Origin of the sequence: Streptomyces sp. NBC_00554 (assembly GCF_041431135.1) — a bacterium.
Taxonomy (GTDB): Bacteria; Actinomycetota; Actinomycetes; order Streptomycetales; family Streptomycetaceae; genus Streptomyces.
In genome coordinates this window covers 1,262,051-1,288,556 of record NZ_CP107799.1, presented here as the reverse complement: position 1 = coordinate 1,288,556, position 26,506 = coordinate 1,262,051, and the positions used below count along the sequence as shown (strand labels likewise).

Genomic DNA, 26,506 nt, shown 5'->3' with positions numbered 1-26,506 from the left:
ACCGGGCGCTTATGCGTCGCGCAGCGGCAGGTGAGCCCTGCCCTTCACCCGGGACACGGCGAGGAGCGTGCCGAGGGCGGTGAGGACGGCGTAGAACGCGGGCATGTTGGTGTTGCCGGTGCGGTCGATGAGGTACGTCATCAGCAGCGGGGCGGTGCCGCCGAAGAGGGCGGCGGAGACGTTGTAGCCCAGGCCGTAGGCGGAGTAGCGGACCCGGGTCGGGAAGAGCTCGACGAGCAGGATGTGGATGACGCCGGTGTGACCGGCGAAGATGACCGCCATCAGACAGGCTCCGAGGATAGCGAGCGGCACACTGCCCGTGCCGATCAGCAGATAGCAGGGGACTCCGGCGACGGCCATCGCGATCGCGGCACCCGCCAGGACCTTCTTGCGGCCGATCCGATCGGACAGCGAGCCCATGTACGGGATCGCGAGGCAGATGGCCACCAGGCTGGTCGCGGTGACGAGCAGGCCCTGCACCTTGCTGAAGTCCAGCTCGGTGCTCATGAAGGTGGGCATGTAGCCGAACAGCACGTAGTAGCCGGAGCCGTTCATCAGCGGGATGAACAGGGCGAGCAGCATCGCGCGGCGGTGCTCGGCGGACGAGAACGCCTCCTTCAGCGGGTTCTTCGACAGCCCGCCCTCCTCCTGCAGACGCATGAAGTTGGGGGTGTCGCTGATCCGCTTGCGGATGTAGATGCCGGTGATGCCCAGCGGTATCGCCAGCAGGAACGGGATCCGCCAGCCCCACGACTCCATGCGCTCCGTGCCGAGGCCGCTGGTCATCGCGGCGGCGATCAGCGTTCCGGTGAGCAGGGATAGGAAGGAGGCGATCTGCGCGTAGCTGGTGTAGCGGCCGCGCTTGCCCTCGGGGGCGTGCTCGGCGAGGAAGCTCATCGCGCCGGACGCCTCGCCGCCGACGGAGAAGCCCTGGAGTACGCGCAGCAGGATGAGGAGCGCGGGGGCGGCGATGCCGATGCTCGCGTACGTCGGCAGCAGGCCGATCGCGGCCGTCGCGACGCTGATCAGCATGATGACGAAGACCAGCATGCGCTGGCGCCCGATGCGGTCGCCGAGGTGGCCGCAGATCACCCCGCCGAGCGGCCGGAAGAAGAACGAGACGGCGTAGCCGAGGAAGACGAGCTGGACGGCGTTTTCCGAGCCGGGGAAGAAGACGGCGGCGAGGGTGCCCGCCATGAAGCCGAAGATGCCGTTGTCGTAGAGCTCGGCGAAGATACCGACGCAGCCGGCGAGGGTGACTTTGCGCGCTGTTGTGGGGTCGACCGTGTTGGGCACTGGCTGAGCGGCGGCCAGGGTACTCATGACTGACTCCTTTGCTGGACGAGGTGGCTGAGCTGCGGGACGGGGACGGGGATGTGGAGGGCGTCGAACACCCTGCGGACGCGGGTGCGGAGGGCGTTGATGCTGTGGCGCTGGGCGCGGTAGGCGCCCACCGCTTCGGTGACCGTCCGGCGCCGGAAGCGGACGGTCTGCCCGGGCCGGGCCTGCCCCAGCGCGAAAAGGCCCGTCGAGGTCACCACCGCGAGCACGGGGTAACCGGCGGTGACACCGCGCCCGCGGTGCAGAACGAGCAGCTCGTCGCCCGCGGGCACCTCGACCGCTCCCACGGGCACGCCACGGGAGAGCACCTCGCCGCTTGTCACCCGGCGCGGTACGTCGCCGCTCATCCGCAGCCCGATGTGGTTGCTCTGCGGGGTCACGGTGAACCGCGAGTCGAAGAGCCGCCCGGCCGTGGCGCCGAACTCGGCCAGTTCCGGGCCGTCGGTGACATCGACCGTGCACGCCTCGCCGAACCGCGGTACGGGGGCGTGCAGTTGGAAGAGCGGGATGCGGAACACCGGGTGATCGAGGGGCGGGCAGGGGATGCGCACGGCGATCTCATCGCCGTCGCGCAACTGCCGGCCGAAGCCCAGGATCGTGTCCGGGGCGCAACTGCCCAGCAGCGAGGGCGCGTTCACCGAGCCGTACACCGCGAGATAGACCCGTACGCCCCGCCGGATCCCGGTGATCCGGATGGTCTCGCCGGACCGGACGATCGTGGGTTCCCACTGCGGGCGTCGTACGTCGTCGACGGTGAAGTCGGCGGGAGCCCCGGTCACCGCGATGAGCACATCGGCCGAGGGTGTGCAGCTGAAGTCGAGTGCGGTGATCTCCAGCAGCGGCGCGTTCTCGGCGTTGCCGGTCAGGACGTTGGCGACGCGGGCGGAGTACTGGTCGAGGGGGGCGCCGTTGACCGGAAGTCCGAACCGGGAGCGGCCCGGGCGGCCGAGATCCTGGACGGCTGTGAGACCGGCGCGGTGGATGGTGAGGGTGTCAGCCATGGGTGCCCCCCGTGGGCACCGGGGCCAGGCCGTCAGGCGCCAGGGCCAGGCCGTCGTACTCGTCCCACGTCGCAGCCGCCAGCGCGAGGCCGTCGTACTCGTCCCATCGCTCGGGAGTGATCGGCACGAACCGGAAGGTGTCACCGGGCCGGTAGGGAGTCAGCGGCTCGGAGTCGAGGTCCAGGACGCGGAGCGGGGTGCGGCCGAGGAGCGGCCAGCCACCCGGGGACCGCATGGGGCAGATCACGGCCTGCCGGCCGGCGACGGCGACCGAGCCGGGCGGCACGCTGGTACGAGGCGAGGCCAGCCGGGGGACCGGCCTCGGGAAGGCGGGGCCGTCCGTCATCGGCGCCCCCACCGGCGCCCCCAGGCAGCGGACCGTCAGATCCGTGCCCGCGTGCAGCCGGACGACGTCCTGCTCGGTCAGCCCCAACTGCTCTGCCACCACGGGGAGATCGGGCCCGTACTCACCCCCGTACACCACCGGAACCACGAACCGCCGGGCCGGGAGCCGTCGTACCGGACCCTCCGCGAGCCGGCCGATCTCGTGCGTCAACGCGTCGCGGACCGTGTCGTGGTCGGTGTCCGCGCAGTCGAACTCGATGAGCAGCGAGTCGTACGTCGGCACGATCCCGTACACCCCGTCGAGGCGGGCCGCTTCGATCGCGTCGGCCAGCGTGTGCACGATCTCCCAGGCGTTCGCGCCCTGGGCCTTGACCACCACGGCCGAGTCTCCGCAGTCCGCGATCAGGATGTCCCCGCCCATGTCAGGCACCCCTGCCGTTCAGCGGGGCGATGGTTACGCCCGCCGCGAGGAGTTCCTTGCGTATGAGGTGGGCGAGGGAGATGGCCCCGGGGGTGTCGCCGTGCAGGAGGACGGTGTCGCACGCGACCGGGATGTCACGGCCGCCGACCCCGCGGATCACCCCCTCGGTGACCATCCGCACGGTGCGCTCGGCGATCTCGTGCTCGTCATGGATGACCGCGCCCGGCTCGCTCCTGGGCACCAGCGTGCCGTCGTCCCGGTAGGCCCGGTCGGCGATCCCGACGATGCCGACCCGCAGACCACGGGCGCGGGCGGCGTCGGCGAGCGCACCGTCCTGCGCCAGGACGATCAGCGCGGGGTCCAGGGAGGCGACCGCTTCGGCCACCGCGTCCGCGTAGTCGGCGCGGGTCGCGACCAGGTTGCCGAGGCGGCCGTGCGGTGCCACATGCCCTACGCGGGTGCCGTGCGCGGCGGCGAACGCCTGGAGCGCGCCCACCTGATAGAGGACGTCCGTGCGGACCTCGTCAGGGGACAGGTCCATCGCGCGGCGGCCGAAGCCGACCAGGTCGGGGAAGCTGGGGTGGGCGCCGACCGCGACCCCGCGCTCCACGCACCGGCGGACGGTGGCGTCCATGATCCGGGGGTCGCCCGCGTGGAAGCCGCAGGCGATGTTGGCCGAGGTGAGGACATCGAGGAGCGCCTCGTCGTCGCCCATCGTGTAGGCGCCGAACCCCTCACCGAGGTCGGCCACGAGATCGACCCTGAGTGCCATGTCGTCCTCCGGAAACAGGAATGTGCCCAATTACGTGTTTTCACGCGTCGTCGCGCCTCTTCGCGCGGGCTCCCGGAAAAGAATTCGTAACGCGATTAACTCGGGCGTTACATTTTCTTCGGACGTTGGACGCCGTCCGGGAATTAAGCGTTTCGGTGACCGTAATACCGGGGTGTTGGCGCATCAAATACGCGTTGGGTGTGACGTGATAGGCCCCCGGTATGACACCGGGCCGGGCGCCCGGCCCGTACGATGAGCCCCTTCTCAGGCTGCTGGGCTGGAGGCCGCCGATGGACACAAGGCGTCTGTACTCGTTCGTGAAGATCGTCGACGCCGGGAGCATCACGCGCGCCGCCGACATCCTGCACATCGCGCAGCCCGCGCTGAGCCAGCAGGTCTCCACGCTGGAGACCCAGTTCAAACAGCAGCTGTTGATCCGCAGCAAGCGCGGTGTCGCACCGACCGAGGCGGGCCGCGCCCTCTACCGGCACGCCCAGCTGATCCTTCGCCAGCTCGAACTCGCCCAGGCGGCGGTCGACGTGTCCGGCCGCGCCCCCGCCGGAAGCGTCTCCGTCGGCCTCGCCCCGTACAGCACAGGCGCCGCGCTCGCCCTGCCCCTGCTGCGTGCCGTGCGCGAGCGCTACCCCGACATCGTGCTGCACATCAACGAGAACTTCGGCGGCGTGATCAGCGAGGCCATCATGACCGGCCGCATGGACATGGCGTTCATCTACGGCGCCGGGCCCCTGCGTGGCGTCCAGTTCGAGCCCATGCGCACCGAGGACCTCTACCTGATCGGTGCGCCGGGCACCGCCGCGTCCGCTCTCCCGGGCGACGACGTCTCCATCGCGGAACTCGCCGATGTGGGCCTGCTCCTGCCCAGCCGCATCCACACGATCCGCCAGGTCGTCGACGCCGCCTTCCGGCACGCCTCACTCGAACCGAGGGTCGTCGGCGAGATCGAGTCCGTCCTCACCCTGACCAGCGCCATCGGCGCCAGCCTCGGCGCGACGGTGCTGCCCTGGTCGGCGGCCCAAGCCATCCTCGACGTACGGAAGTTGGTCGTACGCCGGATCACCGACCCCGCCATCGAGGTCAAGCTCTCCCTGTGCACATCCGACCACCAGCCCCTGTCGGAACCCGCCCTCGCGGTGCACGACCTCTTTCACGAACTGATCCGCGACTTCGACGGGGACGAGGTCCGGCGGAAATAAACGTGGCGGGACATTTCCGCCGCCGATGACGTCATGCGGAATGGATATGGGACAGCTCCCCGTATCGGCCAAGGGTTTTTTCGGGAATTGGTCCCGCCGGTCCGAATCCCGGGGATTTCCACACGCCTGCGGATGCGCGGTCAAGGGCGGAGGGCCGATCGCCCCGCCGCCGGTCCGGGATGCGGAACTCCCATCGCCCGGACAAGGTGGGCATGTGGACCGGCATCGAGGCGCCTGGGCGATCCTCCCCTGGGGCATCCTCGTGCTGGCCGTCGTGGGAGACCTGGCCACGCCGACGGACGTGACCACGGCTCCGCTCACCGTTGCCGCGCCGGTCGCCGCCGCGACAGTGCTGAGCCTGCCGGGCATCGTGGCGGTGGGAGTCACGGCCATGATCGTGCACGCCTTCCTCGCGGCCATCGATCACACGTTCGGCTGGCATCACGGACTGGCGAACCAGCTCACCCTCGCGGGGGTCACCGTGCTCGCCGTCGGCATCAACCGCATGCTCGCGCGCCGGGAGGACGGCCTGCGGCGTGTACGCCGGATCTCCGCCGTCGTACAGCAGGCGGTACTGCCCACTCCACCGCCCCGCATCGGTGACCTGCGGATCGCCGCCAGGTACGAGCCGGCCGAGGAGGAAGGGCTGATCGGAGGCGACCTGTACGCCGTACGGCACTCGGCCTTCGGGACGCGGGTCCTCATCGGTGACGTACGGGGCAAGGGCCTGGACGCGGTGCGCGCGGCGTGCGCCGACGTCTGGGCCTTCCGGTACGCCGCGGACCATGCCCGCGACCTGCCGGAACTGCTGGGCATGCTGGAGGCCGCGCTGCTGCGTGAAGCGGAGGTGCGCGGCGGTCTGGAAGAGGAGGAGGGATTCACCACTGCACTCGTCGTCGAGTTCGACCCCGACGGGGAAACGGTGCGCGTGATCAACCGCGGTCACCCCGCGCCGCTGCTGCTCTCCGTGGACGCCACGGTCCTCGCCCTGCCCCCGGCGGAAGAGGCCCCGCCGCTGGGCATGACCGCCCTCGGCGTCTGGGAGTCGCCGGTGGACTCCTTCCGCCTCCCCGCGGGAGCGACCCTGCTGTGCTTCACCGACGGCCTCACCGAGGCCCGCGACCGGCACGGCCGCTTCTACGACCCGGTCACCCGGCTGCCGCACCTGTTCCCGCACGGCTTCACGGACCGCCACCACGGCGGGATCGCCGAGCGGCTGCTGCATGTGCTCGCCGCGGACGTACGCCGGCACTGCGGCGGCCGCCCGCAGGACGACCAGGCGTTGCTCGCGGTGCACAGAGCGGCGCCCTGAGCACCAGGCTGCACGCCCCCGGTCAGGACAGGCAGCCCACGTGCGCGAGGGCCTGCTTGAGGAGGACCCCCTGCCCGCCCTGCATCTCGTTCTGGACCACGGGCGACGAGGCCTCCTGCGGGCTGAACCAGACCAGGTCGAGAGCGTCCTGACGAGGGCGGCAGTCGCCGGCCACCGGGACGATGTAGGCGAGGGACACCGCGTGCTGGCGGGGGTCGTGGAAGGGCGTGGTCCCCAGCGTCGGGAAGTACTCGGCGACGGTGAAGGGCTGCGGGGAGGCCGGGATCCGGGGCAGCGCCACCGGCCCGAGGTCCTTCTCCAGATGGCGCATGAGCGCGTCCCGGACCCGCTCGTGGTGCAGCACCCGGCCGGAGACGAGGGCACGGCTGACCGTCCCCTCCGACCCGATACGGAGCAGCAGTCCGATGCTGGTCACTTCGCCGTTGTCGTCGACGCGCACCGGCACGGCCTCGACGTAAAGGATCGGCATGCGTGCGCGCGCCAGCTCGAGGTCGTCGGGACTCAGCCAGCCGGGCGTGGTTTCGGTCGTGTCAGCCATTCGTTGATCGTACTTTCCATGACTGCCCCTTGGCGCGCGCCGCTCCAGGTCAGACCCTCCAAGTAGACCGTGACCCGCACCACTTCCCGGCCCGGTTCACGCCTCGTCGGGCAGGTAGTACCAGAACTCGATTTCGGACAGATTGACCCGGCCGTCGTGGTTGTCGTACACACGGATCCTCCGATGCGAGGCTCGCTCGGCGAGCTTCACCTCGTACCACTGGTCCGCGCTCACGCCACTGATGGTGCGCAGATCCGTCCAGGTGGCGCCGTCGTCGGAGCCCCGGAAAACCGTGCCGTTGGCCCGGGAGAGGTGGGTACCGCGCGGGCGGAAGCGGATCTTGTCGATGGTGACGGGCCCGGCGTCGCCCGCGTCGATGTCGATCCAGCTCTCGGCGGCGAGCGTGTCGGGGCAGGTGGCGAGGTCGCCGTCGAAGGCCCGCCAGCCGTTGGCGGCCTTGGTGCCGGTGCCGGGCCACTGGACGGTGGACGCCTCCACCATCGCCGCCGTGACCCCGAACTTCACCAGCAGCGTGTCCTTCGACATCAGCAGGTCGTACGCGGCGTACACCTCGTCGATCAAGGCGTCCTGGTCCGCGCCCGGCTCCGCGGCCGCCTTCCCGATTCGGCCGAGTTCGGTGGTGAAGGCCGCGTAGCTCTTCTTCGTCCAGTCCGCCGCGTCGGTCTTCCCCGCACGGGCGAGAAGCTGGGCGAGGGTCTCGGCGACGGCGATCGTCGCGTCCTCGCTGACCCTGCTGCTGCCGTCGGCGAGGGAGGCGGCGACCTTGAACCAGCGTCTGCCGTGCCGCAGTTCCTGCTCCGTCCAGCGCCGGTCGCGCGTGTCGGTGCTGACCGTGTCCCAACCCGCCGGGTTCTTCAGGGGGTTGGTGGCGGCCGTGTCCGCGTCCGACGTCCGGTAGAGGGTGAAACCGGTCGCGTCCTCGGGCTTGTTCCAGGCGATGACGGCTCGGTCGGCCTCGCGCCCCGCCACGTACGGCAGCAGCGCGCCGGACGCCGTGTCCCTCACCCGGACCGTGGCGAGAACCGTGTCGCCGGAGGCGGCGACGCCCGCGTGCACGGCGTGCGGGAAGGGCGTGAGCATAGACCCGGTGTACGTCCATGAAGTGCCGTCGGGCGAGGCGAAGGCGAGGATCTGGTGGGTCTCGTAGTCCCGGATCAGCCGCAGCCAGGGGTAGTTGGAGGCGGTGAAGCCGGAGATCCCCGCGTCGCGCGGGGAGCGCACCTGGTCCTGCCAGTCGTGGCGGCTGTCGCGGTCGCGGTTGGCGAGGACCAGCTTTCCTTCGGAATCGGCGCCGAAGTAGACGTACCGCGTGTCGGCGTCGAGCTTGTCGCGCAGCATCAGCCCGGTCAGCAGGCCCTGGTGGTCGTCGATGCGGGCGGTCACCGTGCCGGTGCCGGCGAGTACGCGGCTGACGAAGAGGAGGGAGTCCTCGATGTCGCGGGTGGCGACCATGTAGTCGTCGCCCTTGCCCAGCCCCTCGCCGTCGCCGCCCGCGATCGTGATACGCGCCCCGCTGACCGACGTCCTGCCGCTCCGCTGCGAACCGAGCCGGTCATCGCGCCACCCGGAGCCGGTCAGGCCCCGCGACACAGGCCCGGACAGCTCGGCCTCGGCACGCCAGGACGCCCAGCCGCCGCCCGCCTCGTTCACGGCGGTGACCGTGTAGAAGTACCGGCGCCCCTGCTTGACCTTCCCATCGCGCCAGTACAGGCCCCTCACCCCCTCGGCGACGGTCTCGTACGCACCGTCCTCCCGCGTGGCCCGCCTGACGGTGTACGAGGTGGCGCCCGCGGTCGTGGTCCAGGTGACCCCGATGTACGCCTCGCCGGGCAGCGCCGCCGCGTACCGCACGACGGACGGCAGCAGCACCTCGCTCGCGCCCTCGGACAGCTTCAGAACGACGGCGGTGAACGGCGGGACCGTCACCTTTCCGCCGCTGACCGGCAGCCGCTTCCCGGAGACCAGGTCGAGGACGGTGGAGCCGGAATGGCCCCGGGGGAGGGCGAGTTGGTGGGTCCGCTTGTTGCCGTACACCTTGCGTGTGGTGTTGATCCCGAAGAGGTAGGGGCCGTAGCGGGCGGTGAGGAAGTCGGTGTAGCCGGAGTACGGGGTGTCCGCCTCGAAGTTCTCGCGGCGTACGGTGCCGACCCCCGGTTGGTACGCGATCGGGCAGATCTCCCCGGCCAGGGACTGTGGGGCCCAGTTGTCGCCGGTGTTGATGTCCTCCATGAAGTCGGCGTCGATGTTGTCGGTGCGCGCCCAGTAGTCGCGGTACTGGAACAGGCCGTTGGTGCGCAGCTGCACCACGTGCTCGTGCGTCGGGGTGATCACGTGGAGTTTGCCGCTGCCGGCCACGCCGCGGTTCTGGGCGAAGAGCGAGCCGAAGGCACGCAGGTCCCCGTCGCGCATCGAGACGAACATGTTGTCGATGTCCACCCAGGCGAACTGCTCGTAGTCGGCCTGGTTCACACCGAGTTCGGAGATCTCCGCGTCGGCGTAGGAGGCGAAGTTCGTCTGCGGCAGGACCTTGCCGGCCGGGCCCCGTTCGGCCAGGTAGGCCCAGGTCTCCGCCAGGCGCAGGTCCGCCTTGTTGTTGCTGGTGGTGAGGTTGAACTGGTTGAAGTACTGGTGGTCGGCCAGCTGTTGCTGGGTGAAGCCGACCGCCTCGGCCGCATAGTCCCAGTAGACGTCCCAGCCGGGGCCCGCGTACCGCTCGGCGTTGGCCTTCATGTGTGCCTCGACGGCGGTGAGGTAGAGCGACTGCCCGGCATTGATGCGGGTGGAGTAGGCGGGGATGCCGGGGACGTACACGTTGCGCTCGTCGATGAAGCCCTCGGTGCGCATCAGGCGGTGCTCGTTGTTGTCGTCGGCCGCCGGGTAGCGGGTGTGGCCGCGGGCGTGCGAGTTGCGCAGGGTGAGCTTGAGGATGTCGTCGCCCAGGTCCTCGTCGCCCGCGTGACCGAAGGTCTTGAAGTAGTACTCGCCCAGGAAGCGGGAGGCCTCCTCGCCGTAGTTGCCGACGTAGGTGTTCTCGCGGGTGAGACCGGCGGCGGTGATGCCGGTGTAGTGCCGGCCGTAGGGCAGCCGCCGTACGACCTCGCCGTTCGCGTCGAGCTTGCTTCTGGCCAGGCCCTTGCCCACGACCTGGACGAAGTCGTCGGTGAAGCGCGCCGTGGTGTCGTGGTAGAAGAGCGAGTGGAACAGGTCCAGATCCTCGCCGTCCGGGCCGACCAGGACCTCCTCGCCGAGCCATGGCACCGTGCCGAGCGTCTCCCCGAGGATCGCGTGGCTGCGCTTCCTGCCCTCGTAGAACTCCGAGCCGATGACACGCAGGCCCTCATGGGCCTCCCAGGCGCCCTCGTAGGTGAACAGGACCTGGTTGTAGATGTACGAGAGCCGCGCGCGGGCGAAGTCGAAGTTGGCCTTCAGGCAGCGGCCCCAGGCGGCCCGGCGGGTCAGGGTCCCGCCGTCGAAGTCGACGTCCTTCAGGGAGGTTTCGCCCTCCGAGGTGCCGGTGGTGAACTCCTCGTCCAGCAGGGCCGTGAAGGCCTCGGCGCCGTAGATGCCCGCGTCGGAGATGACGTTCTCCACGATGTACAGGGCCTCACCCAGCGCCCCGTAATAACCGCCCCAGTCGCCCTGGTGGCCGCCGCGCAGCAGCAGCCTGGTGTTGCCGTAGTAGTCCTTGACGTGGTTGTCGATGGACTTGAAGAGACGAAGCAGGGCCTTCTTCTTCTCCTCCACCGTCCTGGCCGGGCACCAGTCGGTCGTCAGGACATTGGCGTAGAAGCGCAGGTCGTCGACGTAACGGACGATCGAGAGCTTGGCGGAGTCCGAACTGTCCATCGTGGCGGAGTGGTTGTTGAAGAGGGTGACCTGCGAGGCCCGGAAGCCGTCGATCAGCGCCTGTTTGGCCACGTCGCTGATGTCGTCCGGGGTGCTGGCCGGCGGGGCGTAGCTGGGCAGGTCCTCGGCGGAGACATCCAGTTGGGCGGCGGTGTGGGTGTAGACGCTGTAGTAGCCGCGGGACTTCTGGGTGGCCTTGCCGGTGTAACTGCCCTCGTAGGCGCGGAAGGTGATCTCCACCTGGTCCCGGCCGGTCGTCATCTCCAGCGGCAGCATCAGGGTGGAGTAGTAGAAGCGCTCCGGGACGGGCTTGGCCAGGCCGAGCGCGACCGGCCCGTAGTCGAAGGTCCGGCGGTAGCCGATCTGCTCGCCGTTGAGGTAGGCCAGGGTGTTGTACGAGCCGGGGTCCGAGCCCCAGAGCTTCACGGTGAGGTAGTTCTGCGCCTGGGGGTCGGTCTTCATGGTGAACCGCAGCTCGCCCAGTCTCACGCCGATCGGGTCGAGCGGTACGGCGACCCTGGCCCTGACCTTGTTGCCGCCCGTGACGACTTCGCTGCCGTCGCTGGTGAAACCGTGGCCGGCCTCGGAGTCCTCGTCGCCGAGGACGAGTCTGTCGAGCAGTCCGGCCTGTCTGGTCTGCGCCGACTCGGCGGCGTGGGCGGCGGGCGCCTGCTGCCAGAGCCAACCGCTCGCGGTGACGGCGCCGGTTCCGGCACCTGCGATCTGGACGAAGTGACGACGGCTGAGACCTGGCTTGGGCATGACGAGGAGCCCTTTCGAGCAGGGTGAATGGATGCGAGCGGATGGGGGGTTGGCCGGGCCGGGGCTACTTCAAGCTGCCGAGCGTGACGCCGGAGCGCCAGTAGCGCTGCATGGAGATCAGCAGGATCACCATCGGGATCAGGGAGACGATCGAGCCGACGACGACCATGCCGGTGAGGTCGTACGAGCTGTCGGTCTTCACCTTCAGCCAGGAGTACAGACCGAGCATGACCGTCCACTTCTCGCTGCTGCGCAGGAAGACCAGCGGTCCGAAGAAGGAGTTCCAGGAGCCGACGAAGCCGAGCAGGAAGATCGTCGCGGCTCCGGTGGACATCAGCCGGGCACCGATCCGGAAGAAGATGCGGTACTCACCGGCGCCGTCGATGCGGGCCGCCTCCAGGAGTTCGGGCGGGATGGCACCCTCCGCGTACACCTTGGCGAGATAGACGGAGAAGGCGTTGAAGAAGCTCGGCACGATGATCGCCGACGGGGTGTCGATCAGGTTCAGGTCGGTGTAGAGCAGGAACGACGGGATGGTGAGCAGGGCCCCCGGCACCAGGAACGAGCCGATGATGCAGCCCATCAGGAAGCCCTTGCCCCGGAACTCGTACATCGCGAGGCCGTACCCGCAGGCCACGCAAATCAGCGTCATGCCCGCGGTGCCGACGAAGCCGTAGAACAGGGTGTTCCACATCCACCTCAGGAAGATCCCGTCCTGATAGGTGAAGAGCTGCCGGAGGTTCTCGCCGACGTTCATGTCGGTGAACCACAGGCCGTTGGTGGTGTACAGGTCGCCGCGGCTCTTGGTCGCGGACACGATCAGCCACCAGACCGGGAGGAGCGAGTACAGAGAGAAGAGCACCAGGCCGCTGATGACCAGGGTCTTGGTGCGAGTCGTCTGGCGGACCCGGCCCGGTTCCGTGCGTCGGCTCGCTCGCGGGGGCCTGCTGCCGGCGGCAGGACCGGTCTTCCTGTCCATGGTTACGGTCATGAGGTGGGCGCCTTGTTCGTGAGCCGGTAGAAGATGGCGGAGGCGGTGCCGACGACGACGGCCAGGATGATCGACAGGGCTGCCGCGTAGTTGAACTCGCCCTGCGCGAAGGCCCAGTCGTAGATCGCCATGATCGGGGTGAAGTCGCGGGTGACGGTCTCCGGGGTCATCGACCGGAACAGCATCGGGTCGCTGAAGATCTGCAGGGTGCCGATGATGCTGAGCACCGTGGTGAGCACCAGGGAGCGGCGGACCAGCGGCACCTTGATGGACCAGGCGATACGCCATTCCGAGGCGCCGTCGATGCGCGCGCTGTCGTAGATCTCGGGCGGTACGGCGCGCAGGGCGGCGTACACGATCAGCATGTTGAAGCCGATGCTGCTCCAGGCCATCAGGTTGCCGATGGAGATCCAGATCAGCGAGCCGCTGTAGAAGTCGGCGTCGATCCCGAACAGGGCGAAGAACGGGGTGAGCGGACCGACGTCCGGGCTGTAGAGGTAGATCCAGATCAGGGTGGCGACGATGCCCGGGACCATGAACGGGACCAGGAGCGGGAGCCGGAAGCGGTCGGCGAGGCGCTGCGAGGCCGCGTCGAGCAGCAGCGCCAGGCCGACACTCGCCACCTGGATCAGCGGGATGCAGATCGCCGCGAAGAGGGCGACCCGGCCCATGCCGCCCCAGAACTTGGCGTCGCTGAGGCCTTCGGCGAAGTTGTCGAAGCCGACGAACTCGACGGTCTTCTCACCGAAGCCGAGACCTGAGCTCTTCGCTCTGTACAGGCTCTCCTTGAGGGCCATGAACAGCGGGGTCACGGTGAAGAGCGCGAACCCGAGGAAGAAGGGGAGGGTGAAGGAGGCGCCCTTGAGCGCCATGACCCTCTTCCAGCGGAGGTGCGGGGCGCGGGACGGCTGCTTGGCGGCGGTGGACACGTGATCAGCCTTCGACGTTGATGTTCTTCGACTTCAGGTCGTCGACGGTGAACTCCTGCATGTGCTCAAGGGCTTCACGCATGGTGATCTTCTTGGCGGCGACCTTGGCCCACTGGTCCTGGAGTTCGGCGAAGACGCCGGTGTAGTTCGGGCCGACCACCCAGGTGTCCTGACCGCCCTCGACGGCCTTCTGGATCACGCCCTTGGCCTCCGACTTGCGCGGGCCGAAGAGCTTGTCGGGCACCGCCGAGTCGATCCACGGCGACGGGTCGGCAATGGTGCTCGGCCATGGGTACGACTTGGTCTTGGGGTCGTAAGAGGCGTCGATCGCGTCCTTGCTGGTCGACTTCCAGATCCCGGCCTCCACCGCTTCCTTCAGGTGCGCGCAGCCCTTGGGGACGAACTCGGGCCTGCCGTGCGCCATCGTCGTGAACCGTGTCGCGTCGGAGAACTGCGGCAGATCGACCGGCTGCCAGTCGCCCAGCGACTTCTTGTAGTCGATTTCGTAGGCGCCCAGCTGCCAGACCTGGGTCATCAGGGAGACCATCTTGCCCGAGTCGAAGTAGTTGATCAGCGCGGGCTTGTCCATGTACGTCTGGTTCGCCACCAGGTCGTTGTCGACCAGCTGCTGGATGATGTCGGCGGCCTTCAGCGACTCGGGGGACAGGAAGTCGACCTGCCAGCTGTCGCCGTTGATCTTGTACCAGGTGCCGCCGGCCTGCTGGACCAGACCGACCAGGGTGGACGGGTCCTCTCCGGCCATGTTCATGATGTAGACGCCGTGCTTCTTCAGCTCCTTGCCGGCGGCGATGACCTCGTCCCAGGTCTTGGGGACCGCGACGCCGTACTTGTCGTAGACCGCCTTGTTGACGATCATGAACGACGGCTCGGCGCCGCTGGGTATGCCGTAGTACTTCCCGTTCACCTGGGCCGACGCGAGCGCAGACTCGTTGAAGACCCCCTTCTCGACGTACGGCTCGATGTACTCCGTGACGTCCGCGGCAAGCCCTTCGGCGGCGACGCTGGGCGCCTCGGCGTCCCAGTTCTGCACCAGGCACGGCACACCCTTGCCGGCCGCGACGGCGTTGCGCAGGTTGGCGGCCGCGCTGGTGTTGTCGGCCTGCTTCACGAACTTCAGCTTGATGTCGTCGTGGGTCGCGTTGAACTTCTTGACGATGGGGTCGACGACCCTGTTCTCCCGCCAGCTCCACATCTCGATGGTGACCGGCCCCTTGTCCTTGGCGTCCGCGTCGTCACCGCCGCTGCCGCAGCCGGCCAGGACGACGGAGAGCGCCACTGCGGTCGCAGCGGCCACTCTGCCCTGCTTGCGGTTCATGAGGGTCCTCCTCGGATTTTGGGCATGGCGTGGCGATCCGCTTCCCGGCCCCGCCTGAGCGACGGATAGAAATCGGTCTCTACGGAAGCTAGGGCCGTGCCACTCGTCGGACAAGACGTCGTACGCGGAAATCTTCTGTTCGCAGCGAATGCCCCCTGTATGCACGGCATTTCGAACAGGCGGCATCGGGGACCGGCGCTCCGTCGGCTAGGAACCGTTTTCTAGAAAGGCGCGGGTGAACAGCGGAAAGGGGTGCCTCCCACGCGCTCGCGTGGGAGGCACCCCGGGTGGGATGTACGTGTGGTCAGCGGACGGGCCGCCGAGTCGATTCCCGTATGACGACATGCGTACCGAGCACCTGGTGCTGCCGCTCCGGGAACTCCTCGCGGTGCAGCGCCAACCGGACGGCGGTGCGGCCGAGTTCCTCGGAGGGCACGTGGACCGTGGTCAGAGTCGGACACACGTCGATGGCGGTCGGGATGTCGTCGTAGCCCGCCAGCGCGATGTCGTCCGGCACTCGCACGCCGGCCTCGCGCAGCGCCTGGAGGGCACCCGCGGCGACCATGTCGGTGCCCGCGAAGACCGCGCTGAACTCCATGCCGGACGCGAGGAGTTCACGCATTCCCCGGTAGCCGAAGCTACGGGTGAAGATGCCGTCCACGATCAGCTTCGGGTCGAGTTCGAGGCCGAGCATCTCGTGCGCCCGGGTGAAGCCGCTGATGCGCTGGCTGCTGGTGGACAGACCCGGCACCCGCCCCAGATAGGCGACCCGCCGGTGGCCCGAGCTCAGCAGATGGGTCGTCATGGCGAAGGCGCCGCCCTCGTTGTCGTAGTCCACGACGGTGGCGGGCACGCCCGGGCCGAGCGGTGGCCGGCCGATGAGAACGAGTCGTGAGCCCGCCCGGTCCAGCGCGTGCGCGAAGTGCGTCATGCGGTCGTGGTAGGCCTTGTCGTCCCACGCGCCGCCCACCACGATCACGGCGTCGGCGCGCTGTTCGCGCATCGTCTCGACGACGGCGAGGACGCGCTGCGGATCGCCGTGCGTGGTGCACAGCATGCAGAGCCTGCTCTCGGCGGACGCCTGCTCCTCCACGCCCCGGGCGATATAGGCGTAGAACGGCCCGGTGACATCGTCGACGACGAACGCCACGGTCTTGTTGGTCGAGCCGCCAAGGGCCCGGGCGTGTGCGTTGACCACATAGTCGAGCTCGCGCATGGCCTTGAGGACCCTGGCGCGGGTGGCCTTGGCCACCGGGTAGGTGCCACCGAGCACACGGGAGACCGTGGACGCCGACACTCCCGCCCGCGCGGCGACATCCCTGACCGTCGAGGCATCGCCGTGGGGTGAGGCCGCCGCGTTCTTGTCCACCGTTTTACTTCCCTCCACCCCGTGCACCTGCGTAGACGCTCACCTTAACGGCGTGCCACCTGCGGGAGTACGGCCGAGACGGCTCCGGCAGCGCGACCCGCGGCAGCGCCCTGGCCGGGTGACGGCAGCGGTCGGGGTGGGATGGTAGCAACCGTTCTCTACGATAGGCGCCGATCGACGAGAGGGGTAATAGCGGAGTGTATCAAAAGGAGCCTGTGGTCAGGGAGTTGCGCAGCGCGAGGGGCGGGATTTGCTGATCGCTCTACAGTGACCGGTTTCTATTTTGGTCCGGTAAGCGACTCCAAGCCGCCGTCGTCGAGGAGAGCGATGAGTACCGCACGGATCCCTGTCCCCGCCCCGTCCTCCCATGGCGGAGGCCCCGGCGGCGATCTTCTGAAGGGGTGACAGAAGATCGCCGCCGGGGCCTGGTTTCCGCGCCCTCACCCCGTCCCCACGGGTCGGGTGCGGTCCGGGGCCGCCACACTCCGCTCTCGGTGGTGTCCCCGGGGTTCGGACGGGCCGCGTCAGCCGGACTGGCGGGTGAAGCGCGCGGCGATCGTGACGAACGTCAGGGGCTTGAGCATGTTGGCCTGGTTCCAGGTCATGCCGAACTCCTTGCGGTCCACCTGGACTTCGGCGGTGAGGGTGACCGCGTCCGCCGAGACCTCGGAGGCCTCCGCGGTGAAGGAGAGCGCGTGGCTCACGCCGAGCACGGTCAGCTCGCCGGTGACCTGGGCGGTGCCGTTGCCGGCCGGGGTGACACCGGTGGCGGTGAAGACGATCGAGGGGTGCTTGTCGACGTCGAAGAGGTCCGCGGAGCGCAGGTGCTTGTCGCGCTTGGCGTTCTTGGTGTCCAGGGAAGCGGCGTCGATCGTGATGTTGCCGTGCGCACCGCCCCCGGCGAGTACCTCGCCCTCGCCGCTCACCTTGGTGAACACGCCCTTGACGTTGACGAGGCCCCAGATCGTCCTGTGCTGGATACGGACCGACGTACCGGCCGCATCGAGTGTCCAGCGGCCCGGGCCGACGTCCGTGAGCGAACCGGAGGAGCGGGAGTTCGAGGTGGTGTTGGACATGATCGGTCGTGCCTTTCGTGAGCGATTCGAGGGGGGAATCGACGGTGATCCGTGGGGAATCCGCGGCGGTCCGTGCGTCGGAACGCATGCCGTTGAGCGCACTGGCCGCTTGAAGAATCAATATGTTGCCAGCTATTAGGTAGTTAGCGAGATAATAGCTCGCCGGGGTATTCTCGACAAGAGGGTCAGGACGTGGGATCGGGCGACGGGAGCCAGTACATGGGGGAGTCCCAGCAGACAGCGGGGCGGGTCGAGTGGCCTGCAGCGGCCGAGTGCCCCAGCGGGGCCGCGGCCGGGTGCCCCAGCGCCGAGGAGGCCGAGCTGCTCCAGCGCTGGAACTCTCTGGCGACCGGATTCCGGGAGCTCACGGACCAGCTCCTCGGCGACGCGCAGCGCGAGGTCGGACTGCCGCCGTCCTTGCTCGAAGTGCTCTGCTTCCTGGCCACCACTCCGGAGCAGGCGGCCCCGATGCGGCTGCTCGCCCAGACGCTGGGTTTTTCCACCGCGGGCACGACCGGAGTGGTCGACCGGCTGGCCGAGGCCGGGCTCGTCGAACGCCGGCCGTCGAGCTCGGACCGCAGGGTGACGTACGCCGCGCTGACGCCGCAGGGTCGCGAGACCGCCACGGCCGCGGCCAGGGTGTTCGCGGACTCGGTGCGCCGCCGCGTCGTGGAACCGCTGGGGGAGGAGGGCTTCGCGTCGTTCGCGGGCGCCTTCGCCACGCTGGGACTTGTGGGCGGCGATTCGTGCCCCGGGGGTGCGGCGGCGGGGAACTCCTGACGCAGGAAGTCACGGCGTACGGTGCTGCGCGTCAGCGGCGGGCTGCGGCCGGCCGGCGCGTTTTTGCGTGAGGCGTGTACGCGTGTGCCCCGCGAAGAGCTGATGAGGATGGCGCCGCATCCATCTGCGGTCCGACGGTGCCCCAGGGGCCAATGGGCGAGACGGTCCTTACGCGGGCGAGATACATGGGCATAGCATCGGTTCCCGCATGAACACGATGACGCTCTGGCACATATCTGTCTGGGAGTTCGCCGCTCTCGCCGCCGCGGCTCTGCTCGTCGGCTTCTCGAAGACCGCAGTCAGCGGGGCCAACACGGTCAGCCTGGCGATCTTCGCCGCCGTGCTGCCCGCCCGCGCCTCGACGGGGGTGCTGCTGCCCATCCTCATCGTCGGGGACGTGCTCGCGGTGCTCACCTACCGGCGCCACGCCCACTGGCCCACGCTGTGGCGGCTGTTCCCGGCGGTCGCCGTGGGAGTCGTCTTCGGCACGCTGTTCCTGGTGTGGGCCGACGACGGTGTGGTGCGGACCTCGATCGGCGCGATCCTGCTGCTGATGGCGGCGGTCACGCTGTGGCGCAGACGGACCGCCGACAAGGACGAGGAACCCGACTCCGTGGCGACACGCAGGGGACGGATCCAGGCCCGCTCCTACGGCGTGCTCGGCGGCTTCACCACGATGGTCGCCAACGCCGGCGGCCCGGTGATGTCCATGTACCTGCTGTCGGCGGGCTTCAGGAAGCTCGGTTTCCTCGGCACGTCCGCCTTCTTCTTCCTGATCGTCAATGTGTCGAAGGTGCCGTTCAGCGTCGGCCTCGGCCTGATCGACGGGAACTCACTGCTGCTGGACGCGGCACTGGCCGCCTTCGTCCTGCCGGGTGCGGTCCTCGGCAAATGGGCTGTGAACCGGATCAACCAGCGGCTCTTCGAACAGCTGGTGATCGCGGCGACGGTGGTGGGCGGAGTGCAGCTGCTGCTGCGCTGACCCGCTTCGGCCCGTCGCACAGTGCCGGACCCGCCCCGCGAACCCCCTCCCCAACCCCTTTCCCCACCCCCCGTACGCTCGACGCCATGTCCCCCCACGTCCTGGTCCTCGGCGGCACCACCGAGGCGCGAGAACTCGCCGCCCGGCTGGCTGCCCGTCCCGGTGTGCGGGTGACCACCTCGCTGGCGGGGCGCGTGTCCCGGCCGGGTGCGCTCGAAGGGGACGTACGGATCGGCGGATTCGGCGGGGCGGACGGGCTGGCGCGATGGCTGCGCGAGCACCGCGTGGACGCCGTGGTCGACGCGACGCACCCGTTCGCGGCGGGGATCACGGCGAACGCCGCGCTCGCGGCGGCCGCGACGGAAGTTCCGGCCGTGGTGCTGCGCCGTCCCGGCTGGCTTCCGGGCCCGGGTGACCTGTGGCATTCGGCGGCGTCCCTCGCCGAAGCCGCCGCGCTGCTCCCGGAGTTGGGCCGCCGCGTCTTCCTCACCACGGGCCGCCTGGGCATCGAGGCCTTCGCGGAGCTGCCCGGACTCCACTTTCTCGTACGGTCGGTGGAGGCGCCCGAGCCGCCGATGCCCAGGGACATAGAGGTGCTGCTGGCGCGCGGTCCGTTCACGGTGGACGGCGAGAGGACGCTGCTGCGCGAGCACCGCATCGACGTCCTGGTGACCAAGGACAGCGGGGGAGCGGCGACGGCGGCGAAGCTCACGGCCGCACGGGACCTCGGGCTGCCCGTGGTCGTCGTACGCCGCCCGCCTCTCCCGGAGGGCGTGAACCCGGTCCCGGACGTCGCGTCGGCTCTGGCCCGGCTGGACCTCGGCCCGCTCTGACGGGCGTGCCTGACCCGTCAGCTCGACGTACTGGAGGCCTGCTCCGGATTCCGGCTGGCCGGCAGGCCGGTCGTCAGGTCCTCGACCAGAAGACGCTTGGCGATGGAGTCGACGGCGACGCGCAGGTCGTCGCCGGACGGGCGGCCGATGTCCTGCTCCACGCGCTCGGCGAGCCAGGAGCCCCACGCATTGCCGATGACCTGCGCCTCCCGCTCGCCCGCCGCGGTGTGCGAGAAGAGTGAGCCGTGACGGGTGAGGTAGCCCTCCTGGACCATGCGGTCGAAGACCGGGACCAGGACCTCCGGGGGCATTCGGCGCCGGGCGGAGATCAGCTCGAGACTGGCATGGCCGACCATCCGGGTGAACAGCTCCACCTGCATCACGGCCCACGCCCCGGCGATGTCGAGGCGGGTGTCGGACTCCGCGATGATGCGGCGCGCCGTCTCCAGCCGAGTAGTACCGATGATCTTTCCTACCGAGGCTTCCAGGACCCGCCGCGAATCGGCGCTGGACGGGGACGCGAAGCCCTCGCCCATGTCGGTCGAGCCCATCCGCGCGCTGTCGCGCAGCTGCACCTGCTTGAGGAACAGGGCCACGATGAAGCCGAGGACCGCGACCGGGACCGTCCAGAGGAAGACGGCCTGGAGTGTGTCGGCGTACGCCCTGATGATGGGCTCGGCCGCGGCCGACGGCAGTTTGTGCAGCCCTTCCGGGCTCTGCGAGGCCTGGGCGATCACGGCCGGGTCCGCCGCACCGGTCCGGGTGGCCTCGCCGACCCCGTCGGCGAGGTTCGTCTTCAGCATGTTGGTGTAGATCGTGCCGAAGACGGCTGTGCCGAACGAGCTGCCCAGCGTACGGAAGAAGGTGACGCCGGAGGTCGCGGTGCCGAGGTCGGAGTAGGCCACGGTGTTCTGCACGGCGATCGTCAGCACCTGCATGGACAGGCCGATCCCGGTGCCGAGTACGAACATGTACAGCGATGCCAGCCAGGCGCTGGTGTCCGGTCCCATCAGGGAGAGCAGATAGAGGCCGACGCCCATCACCAGGGAGCCGACGATCGGGAAGATCCGGTACTGCCCGGTCTTGCTGACCACATTGCCGCTGAACACCGAGGCGATGAGCAGGCCGATGACCATGGGCAGCGTGCGGATACCGGAGACCGTGGCCGAGTCGCCGTCGACGTACTGCAGATACGTCGGCAGGAACGTCAGCGCGCCGAGCATCGCGAAGCCCACGATGAAACTGAGGATCGAGCACACCGTGAAGACGGGGTTGGCGAACAGGCGCATCGGCAGCGTCGGCTGGGCCGCGCGTGTCTCGACCCAGCAGAACAGGCCGAGCGCGATCACACCGCCCACGAACAGGCCGATGATCATGCCCGAACCCCAGGCGTACTCGTTGCCGCCCCAACTCGTCGCCAGGATCAGGGCGCTGGCGCCGATCGCGACGAAGGCGATGCCCAGATAGTCGATGACGGGGCGGACCGCCGTCTTCACGACGGGGATGGTGCGGGCCGCGGCGATGACCACGACGATCGCGATGGGCACGTTGACGTAGAAGGCCCAGCGCCAGGTCAGGTGGTCCGTGAACAGACCGCCGAGCAGCGGCCCGATGACGGTGGCCACACCGAAGACGGCACCGATCGCGCCCTGGTACTTGCCACGCTCCCGAAGCGGAATGACATCCGCGATCAGGGCCATGGCGGTGACCATCAGGCCGCCGGCGCCGATGCCCTGGACCGCTCGCCAGAGGATCAGCATCGTCATGTTCGGCGAGAGGCCGCACAGGAACGAACCGGTGATGAAGATGATCGCCGAGGCCTGGAAGACCACCTTGCGGCCGAACAGATCACCGAACTTGCCGACCAGCACCGTGGCGACGGTCTCCGCCAGCAGGTACGCCGTCACGACCCACGACATGTGCGCCGCGCCGCCGAGATCCGACACGATCGTCGGCAGGGCGGTGCCCACGATCGTCTGGTCCAGGGCTGCGAGGAGCATGCCCAGCATGATCGTCACGAAGACGACATTGCGGCGCCGCTTGTCCAGCACCGGCGGCGCGGACGCCTCTGCGGCGGGCGGCACGGATTCCTCGGTGGTCGTCACATTCGTCACTTTCACACCGGAGGACGCCATGTGCATGCGGGACGACCCGCCCGGCGTACCGGCCCCGCCCGCCGAGCGCGCTAGCCCTTCGGACGTCTGCGCAGCAGGTACGTGTCCATGATCCATCCCTTGCGCTCCCGGGCCTCGGCGCGCAGGCGCTCGATACGGGGGGCGGCCTCGGCTATCGGGCCGGAGGCGAGGATTTCGTCGGGGGTGCCTATGTAGGCGCCCCAGTAGATGTCGATGTCCTCGTCGGCGTACTGCCGGAAGGTCTGATGGGCGTCGAGCATGACGACCACGTCGTCGACGCCGTCGGGGAAGCCCTCCGCGAGGCGGCGGCCCGTGGTGATCTGGACGGGCCGGGCGACCCGGTTCAGCCCCGTGCGGTGCCGGGCGACGAGCGCCGACACACTGCTGATCCCGGGCACGACGTCGTACGTGAACGCCACCGCACCCCGCTCCAGGATCTCCTCCAGAATCCCGAGCGTGCTGTCGTACAGCGAGGGATCGCCCCACACCAGGAACGCGCCGCTCTCCTCCTCGCCCAGCTCCTCGGAGATCAGCCGCTGGTAGATGTCGGCACGGGCGCTGCGCCAGTCCCCGACCGCCGGCGAGTACGCCGAACCCCCGGCGGCCCGGTCGCGGTCCGGGTCACGTGCCTCGACCAGCCGGTACGCCCCCTCGGGTATGTGCGCGTCGAGGATGTCACGGCGCAGCTGGACGAGGTCGGCCTTCACCTCGCCCTTGTCCAGGATGAAGAACACGTCCGTGTCCCTCAGCGCCTTGACCGCCTGAAGCGTGAGCTGGTCGGGGTCACCCGACCCAATCCCGATGACATGAATCTTTCGCACACCGAGAGTCTGCCGCACGCCACTGACAGTGGGTCCACCGCATCCGGGGTGTCCCGAGGCGACGGCCGCGTCAGGCTCCGCTTCCCCGCAGCCGCGGCGCCCATGTCTCCGCGCTGATCGCCGTACCGTCCCGCTCCACGACTCCCGCCAACTCCCTTGCCCAGGCTGCCAGTTCCCCGAGCTCCATCCCGTACGGGTGTGCCCGGCCGGTCACCGAAGACCACTCCTCCACCGCCCCGGCACCGCGCCGCAGCAGCCGGGCGCCGCCCGTCGTATTGCCCCTGGCCGCGTGTGTGAGCCCCACTGCGAGCTGGGCCAGGCCCCGCCACAGCGCGCGCTCCTCCTCCGGGCCCGCCTTCCAGGCGTCCTCGAAGACCTCGTGCGCGTGGAACGGTTTCCCGCCGTCCAGCAGGGCCTGCGCCTCGGCGACGGTCGCCTCGGGACTGCGTACGAGACCCTCCGGCTGCCGTTCCACACCGTCCGCGCCGTACGGCAGCGGCCGCCCCAGCCCGTCACGCGGCCGGGCATTCCGCGCCCGCCCGTCCGGGTCCCGGTCCCGCCCGTCGCCCTGCTGAACCTCAGATGTCCCGCTCATGAGCCGATTGTCGCGCGCCCCGAGCCCCTCACGGAGCAGCCCCCGGCGTGGGGTAAAGTTCTGTTCGCACGATCTCGCGGGTCATCGCGGGTGAAACGCACCGGGACGTGGCGCAGCTTGGTAGCGCACTTGACTGGGGGTCAAGGGGTCGCAGGTTCAAATCCTGTCGTCCCGACGGTGCGAAGGGTCTTCGCAGGCGAGAGCCTGTGGAGGCCCTTTTCGTGTGGGTTGTTTCCGATCTTCGGCCAGAGCTTGGCTGATCGCCTCGGCCGCGCCGGGCTCCCTGCCCCAGGTCGTGCGGTCGTCGTAGGGGGCCAGTAGGTGAAGGCGATGTCCCAGCCCGACGCTGCCGGCCGGCGGGCGATTCCGGCGCCGATACCGACGATGCGGCCCACTCGTCTCGCGCCAACCGCGCCCTTCCGTGGCGCCGAGGCATTCGGTGCACCATCCCTGAACCGGCAGATCAGGCGGGTCATCGCAGGTGCCGGGGAGCGGTGGAAGCAACCGCCTCAAGCGGCACGGGACCGTGGCGACCCGTCGCGACAAGCTCGCAGTCCGCTACGAAGCCGCCGTCCAGATCGCCGCCATCGATGACTGGCTCTGAGCCCGTGAGTCAAACGGACCCTGGGCCGGGGTCAGTATCCGATGGCCTCTCGGAGAAGCAGCACGGTGCCGCGCCCTGGGTGGGGTTCCGCGTTGAGGATGAGCAGGCGGTTGACGGCGCTGGGCATCCCGTACACCGCCTGGGCGCGGGCGTTCTCCAGTGGGAGGGCGTGCTCCTCGACGCGGCGCAGTGCTGTGCTCAGGTCAGGCACCACCTTTTGCGCGCCGACGATCCAGACCGCGTGGGCGGCGCCGCCCGCGTTGGCAGGGAGTTGGCTGCCGCTGCCCGAGGCAAGAACGAGCGAGCCGGTCTCGGTGACCGCGGCGACGCTGTTGACGACGAATTCCGGGCCGGCGGCCAGCCTTCGGATCTCGTCGGCGCCGGTGGCACGGTCGATGGCCAGGAGGCGCGGCCTGATGGCGTCGTACCGGCCGCCGGTGTTGATGTCCTCGTCGATGCCGGACAGCCGGAGGGTCTCGCTGGCTCCGGTGAGGACGCTGGCGCCCTCGGGGAGCAGGTCCTTGATGCGGGCGCGCGCTTCTGCGGCGTCCTCCAGGATCTCGGCGGCGAAGCCGCCCGCACGCAGCGCGGCGGCTACCCGCTCCAGTCGTTCGGCCGTTGCCGGGTCGGTGAAGGATGCGGCCGGCGCAGGGGTGGCCGTGGTGTCGGCCGGGTCGGTCCCGGAGCCCTGCGCCGCGTGGGGCGCCGCGCCCGCCAGCGGGGAGGTGTCGAGGTACCTGACCTCGTACAACCGCTCGGCGAACTTCCAGCCCTCCGTGGTGCGTTGGTAGCGGTCGTGGTAGACGGCGTAGTTCAGGCCCTGGCGTCCGTCGAGGGTGCGCGCGAGCTCTTGGAGGTAGGCGCGGCCGGTCGCGGTGTCGCCGTCGAGCAGGATCGTGCCGGGGTGTGTGGTCTGCACGAAGAAGTCCCACTGGCTCTGCAGCCGCTCACCCCCGGCACGGATCTCCTCGCGGCCGATCTGCTCGGCGGGGATGTCGGGCATACGCAGGGCACCGTCCGGTGTGAACAGCGACGCCAGGCGGGGTCGGTCGCGCATCATCACCGCGTCGGTGAACTCGCCGCGCAGCGCCTCGATCTCGACGCGGTCCGCGATGGCCTGGAAGTCGTTCATCGGAGTCCCTCTCGGTCTTGTTGTCGTCATCACCGGTACGACAACGCAGCCCTTCGGAATGTGAGGCGGAGCGTCGGCCTCACATTCCCGTGCGCTGTCTTGTCGTATCGGGTAGAGGCACAGAAGCGAGCGAGGGAGACGGCCGGACCATGACCACCAGAGCCGAGCCCGGCGACGATCAGAGCGATCCGGGCCTCAGCGCGATCATCAGCGAGCGGCGCCGGCTGATCAACCTCGGCTATCGACTCCTCGGGTCCCTTGCCGACGCCGAGGACGTCGTGCAGGAGACCTACGCCCGCTGGTACGCCATGTCCGCACGGGAGCAGCAGGCCATCGAGTCGCCCGGCGCCTGGCTGGTGACGGTCGCCAGCCGCATCTGCCTGAACCTGCTCGGCTCGGCACGGGCCAGGCGGGAGACGTACGTGGGCGACTGGATCCCGGAACCGCTGCCCGAGCCCACGGAGTGGATCACCGGGCGCTCCGGCGTCGGCGGGATCGACCCGGCCGATCGGGTCACCCTCGACGAGTCGGTGACGATGGCCTTCCTGGTCGTCCTCGATTCCATGACCCCGGCCGAGCGCGTCGCGTTTGTCCTGCACGACGTCTTCCGCTACCCCTTCGGCGAGGTTGCCGAGATCGTCGGCCGCACTCCGGCGGCGTGCCGCCAACTGGCCTCGTCCGCCCGCCGTCGCGTCGGCACTGCGCAGACCCCGGCGGGCCCGAGCGCCGGGCAGGCCGGCATCGTCAGGCAGTTCAGAACGGCGTGGGAGGCCAAGGACATCGACGCCCTGATCAGCCTGCTCGACCCCGACGCCACCGCGACCGCCGACGGCGGCGGGCTGGCCGTCACCCACCTGCACCCGATCGTGGGCGGTGAGCAGATCGCACGTGCCTACGCCGAGATCGCGCGTGTGTCGGGCGACCGCACGAAGTTCCTGGAGTGCACGGTCAACGGCCTGCCCGGCTTGGTCGCACAGCAGGACGGCAACCTCGCGACCGTGTTCGCGTTCGAGATCGCGGGCGACCGGATCAGGCATATCTGGGCGGTGCGAAACCCCGAGAAGCTCCGACCCTGGCGGATTCGCTGAGGAACGATCCGAAACGCCGCGGCGATTGGATCGTGACCAGCACCAACCCGCACCGAGCGCACATCTGGAACACGCCGTAAAGCGTGTTCCAGAAGTCCGTGTGCGGGCAGTGCGGTGCGCCCGACGATGCGGGGTGACGAGGCCGGTGCGCAGTACGCGCCGTCGGCGAGCACTGCGGTGCCGGAGCAGACCTCGGCCAGGCCGGTGTCCCGAAAGGTGTGCGCGTCGGCGATGTTGCCCG

21 protein-coding genes, 1 tRNA gene and 1 pseudogene are annotated in these 26,506 nt (G+C 69.4%); 7 read left to right on the top strand and 16 right to left on the bottom strand.

Annotated elements, in window-relative coordinates; translation table 11 throughout:
- Positions 1-9 precede the first annotated feature (9 nt).
- Genes OG266_RS05810 through OG266_RS05795 form a run of 4 tightly spaced genes read right to left on the bottom strand, consistent with a single transcriptional unit; the run spans position 10 to position 3,880 of the window.
- On the bottom strand, positions 10-1,323 hold the full coding sequence (locus tag OG266_RS05810; RefSeq protein WP_371543508.1) for an MFS transporter: 1,314 nt from the start codon (positions 1,321-1,323) through the stop codon (positions 10-12).
- On the bottom strand, positions 1,320-2,342 hold the full coding sequence (locus OG266_RS05805; protein WP_371543506.1) for a biotin-dependent carboxyltransferase family protein: 1,023 nt from the start codon (positions 2,340-2,342) through the stop codon (positions 1,320-1,322). The genes OG266_RS05810 and OG266_RS05805 overlap by 4 nt, the downstream gene beginning before the upstream one ends.
- Positions 2,335-3,108, bottom strand: coding sequence for an allophanate hydrolase subunit 1 (locus tag OG266_RS05800; protein ID WP_371543503.1), 774 nt, complete (start codon positions 3,106-3,108; stop codon positions 2,335-2,337). The genes OG266_RS05805 and OG266_RS05800 overlap by 8 nt, the downstream gene beginning before the upstream one ends.
- Before the next feature lies 1 nt (position 3,109).
- The gene (locus tag OG266_RS05795) at positions 3,110-3,880 is read right to left on the bottom strand and encodes a LamB/YcsF family protein (RefSeq protein ID WP_371543501.1); all 771 of its coding nucleotides are present in this window, start codon (positions 3,878-3,880) and stop codon (positions 3,110-3,112) included.
- 290 nt (positions 3,881-4,170) lie between these two features.
- Here OG266_RS05795 and nac point away from each other — a divergent pair, with 290 nt between their 5' ends.
- Together nac and OG266_RS05785 are read left to right on the top strand one after the other, a co-directional pair.
- Positions 4,171-5,094: a nitrogen assimilation transcriptional regulator NAC gene (gene nac / locus OG266_RS05790; RefSeq protein ID WP_371543499.1), complete on the top strand. Its 924-nt coding sequence runs from the start codon at positions 4,171-4,173 to the stop codon at positions 5,092-5,094.
- 214 nt (positions 5,095-5,308) lie between these two features.
- Positions 5,309-6,406: a PP2C family protein-serine/threonine phosphatase gene (locus OG266_RS05785; protein ID WP_329544204.1), complete on the top strand. Its 1,098-nt coding sequence runs from the start codon at positions 5,309-5,311 to the stop codon at positions 6,404-6,406.
- A 22-nt stretch (positions 6,407-6,428) separates the two neighbouring features.
- On the opposite strand, the gene OG266_RS05780 is transcribed toward OG266_RS05785, so the two are convergent.
- The 7 genes from OG266_RS05780 to OG266_RS05750 form a co-directional block, all read right to left on the bottom strand.
- On the bottom strand, positions 6,429-6,965 hold the full coding sequence (locus OG266_RS05780) for an NUDIX hydrolase family protein (RefSeq protein ID WP_266472748.1): 537 nt from the start codon (positions 6,963-6,965) through the stop codon (positions 6,429-6,431).
- 96 nt (positions 6,966-7,061) lie between these two features.
- Positions 7,062-11,594, bottom strand: a complete 4,533-nt coding sequence (locus OG266_RS05775; RefSeq protein ID WP_371543495.1) for a Tat pathway signal protein — start codon at positions 11,592-11,594, stop codon at positions 7,062-7,064.
- Positions 11,595-11,658: 64 nt separating this feature from the next.
- The gene (locus OG266_RS05770) at positions 11,659-12,585 is read right to left on the bottom strand and encodes a carbohydrate ABC transporter permease (protein ID WP_266472744.1); all 927 of its coding nucleotides are present in this window, start codon (positions 12,583-12,585) and stop codon (positions 11,659-11,661) included.
- Entirely contained in the window at positions 12,582-13,514 is a 933-nt protein-coding gene (locus OG266_RS05765) for a carbohydrate ABC transporter permease (RefSeq protein ID WP_371543492.1), read from the bottom strand. The genes OG266_RS05770 and OG266_RS05765 overlap by 4 nt, the downstream gene beginning before the upstream one ends.
- Before the next feature lie 4 nt (positions 13,515-13,518).
- The gene (locus OG266_RS05760) at positions 13,519-14,850 is read right to left on the bottom strand and encodes an ABC transporter substrate-binding protein (protein ID WP_371543488.1); all 1,332 of its coding nucleotides are present in this window, start codon (positions 14,848-14,850) and stop codon (positions 13,519-13,521) included.
- Positions 14,851-15,154: 304 nt separating this feature from the next.
- A complete protein-coding gene (locus OG266_RS05755; RefSeq protein WP_266472740.1) occupies positions 15,155-16,219 on the bottom strand; it encodes a LacI family DNA-binding transcriptional regulator in 1,065 nt (354 codons plus the stop codon).
- Positions 16,220-16,743: 524 nt separating this feature from the next.
- The gene (locus OG266_RS05750; protein ID WP_371543485.1) at positions 16,744-17,295 is read right to left on the bottom strand and encodes a YceI family protein; all 552 of its coding nucleotides are present in this window, start codon (positions 17,293-17,295) and stop codon (positions 16,744-16,746) included.
- 219 nt (positions 17,296-17,514) lie between these two features.
- Here OG266_RS05750 and OG266_RS05745 point away from each other — a divergent pair, with 219 nt between their 5' ends.
- From OG266_RS05745 to OG266_RS05735, 3 genes are all read left to right on the top strand, one after another.
- Positions 17,515-18,075 carry a MarR family winged helix-turn-helix transcriptional regulator gene (locus tag OG266_RS05745; RefSeq protein WP_371543483.1) on the top strand — a complete coding sequence of 187 codons (561 nt, stop codon included), beginning with the start codon at positions 17,515-17,517 and terminating at the stop codon, positions 18,073-18,075.
- Positions 18,076-18,283: 208 nt separating this feature from the next.
- Positions 18,284-19,057 (top strand): sulfite exporter TauE/SafE family protein, encoded by a 774-nt coding sequence (locus OG266_RS05740; protein ID WP_266472737.1) that lies wholly within the window; start codon positions 18,284-18,286, stop codon positions 19,055-19,057.
- A gap of 86 nt (positions 19,058-19,143) precedes the next feature.
- On the top strand, positions 19,144-19,890 hold the full coding sequence (locus tag OG266_RS05735; RefSeq protein ID WP_371543480.1) for a cobalt-precorrin-6A reductase: 747 nt from the start codon (positions 19,144-19,146) through the stop codon (positions 19,888-19,890).
- Positions 19,891-19,907: 17 nt separating this feature from the next.
- Here the strand turns inward: OG266_RS05735 and OG266_RS05730 are convergent, their stop codons facing one another.
- From OG266_RS05730 to OG266_RS05720, 3 genes are all read right to left on the bottom strand, one after another.
- Entirely contained in the window at positions 19,908-22,031 is a 2,124-nt protein-coding gene (locus OG266_RS05730) for an MDR family MFS transporter (RefSeq protein ID WP_371543478.1), read from the bottom strand.
- Positions 22,032-22,075: 44 nt separating this feature from the next.
- Positions 22,076-22,846 (bottom strand): precorrin-6A synthase (deacetylating), encoded by a 771-nt coding sequence (gene cobF / locus OG266_RS05725; RefSeq protein WP_371543474.1) that lies wholly within the window; start codon positions 22,844-22,846, stop codon positions 22,076-22,078.
- Between the two features lie 70 nt (positions 22,847-22,916).
- Entirely contained in the window at positions 22,917-23,441 is a 525-nt protein-coding gene (locus OG266_RS05720; RefSeq protein ID WP_371543471.1) for a DUF309 domain-containing protein, read from the bottom strand.
- 101 nt (positions 23,442-23,542) lie between these two features.
- Here OG266_RS05720 and OG266_RS05715 point away from each other — a divergent pair.
- Positions 23,543-23,616 (top strand) — tRNA-Pro (locus OG266_RS05715).
- Between the two features lie 65 nt (positions 23,617-23,681).
- On the opposite strand, the pseudogene OG266_RS05710 reads toward OG266_RS05715, so the two are convergent.
- Together OG266_RS05710 and OG266_RS05705 are read right to left on the bottom strand one after the other, a co-directional pair.
- Positions 23,682-23,917 (bottom strand): annotated as a pseudogene (locus OG266_RS05710) (hypothetical protein); the annotation flags it as partial.
- A 159-nt stretch (positions 23,918-24,076) separates the two neighbouring features.
- Positions 24,077-25,177, bottom strand: coding sequence for an LUD domain-containing protein (locus OG266_RS05705; protein WP_371543468.1), 1,101 nt, complete (start codon positions 25,175-25,177; stop codon positions 24,077-24,079).
- A gap of 149 nt (positions 25,178-25,326) precedes the next feature.
- On the opposite strand from OG266_RS05705, the gene sigJ reads away from it, so the two are divergent.
- A complete protein-coding gene (gene sigJ, locus OG266_RS05700; protein WP_371543466.1) occupies positions 25,327-26,265 on the top strand; it encodes an RNA polymerase sigma factor SigJ in 939 nt (312 codons plus the stop codon).
- Positions 26,266-26,506: the final 241 nt, after the last annotated feature.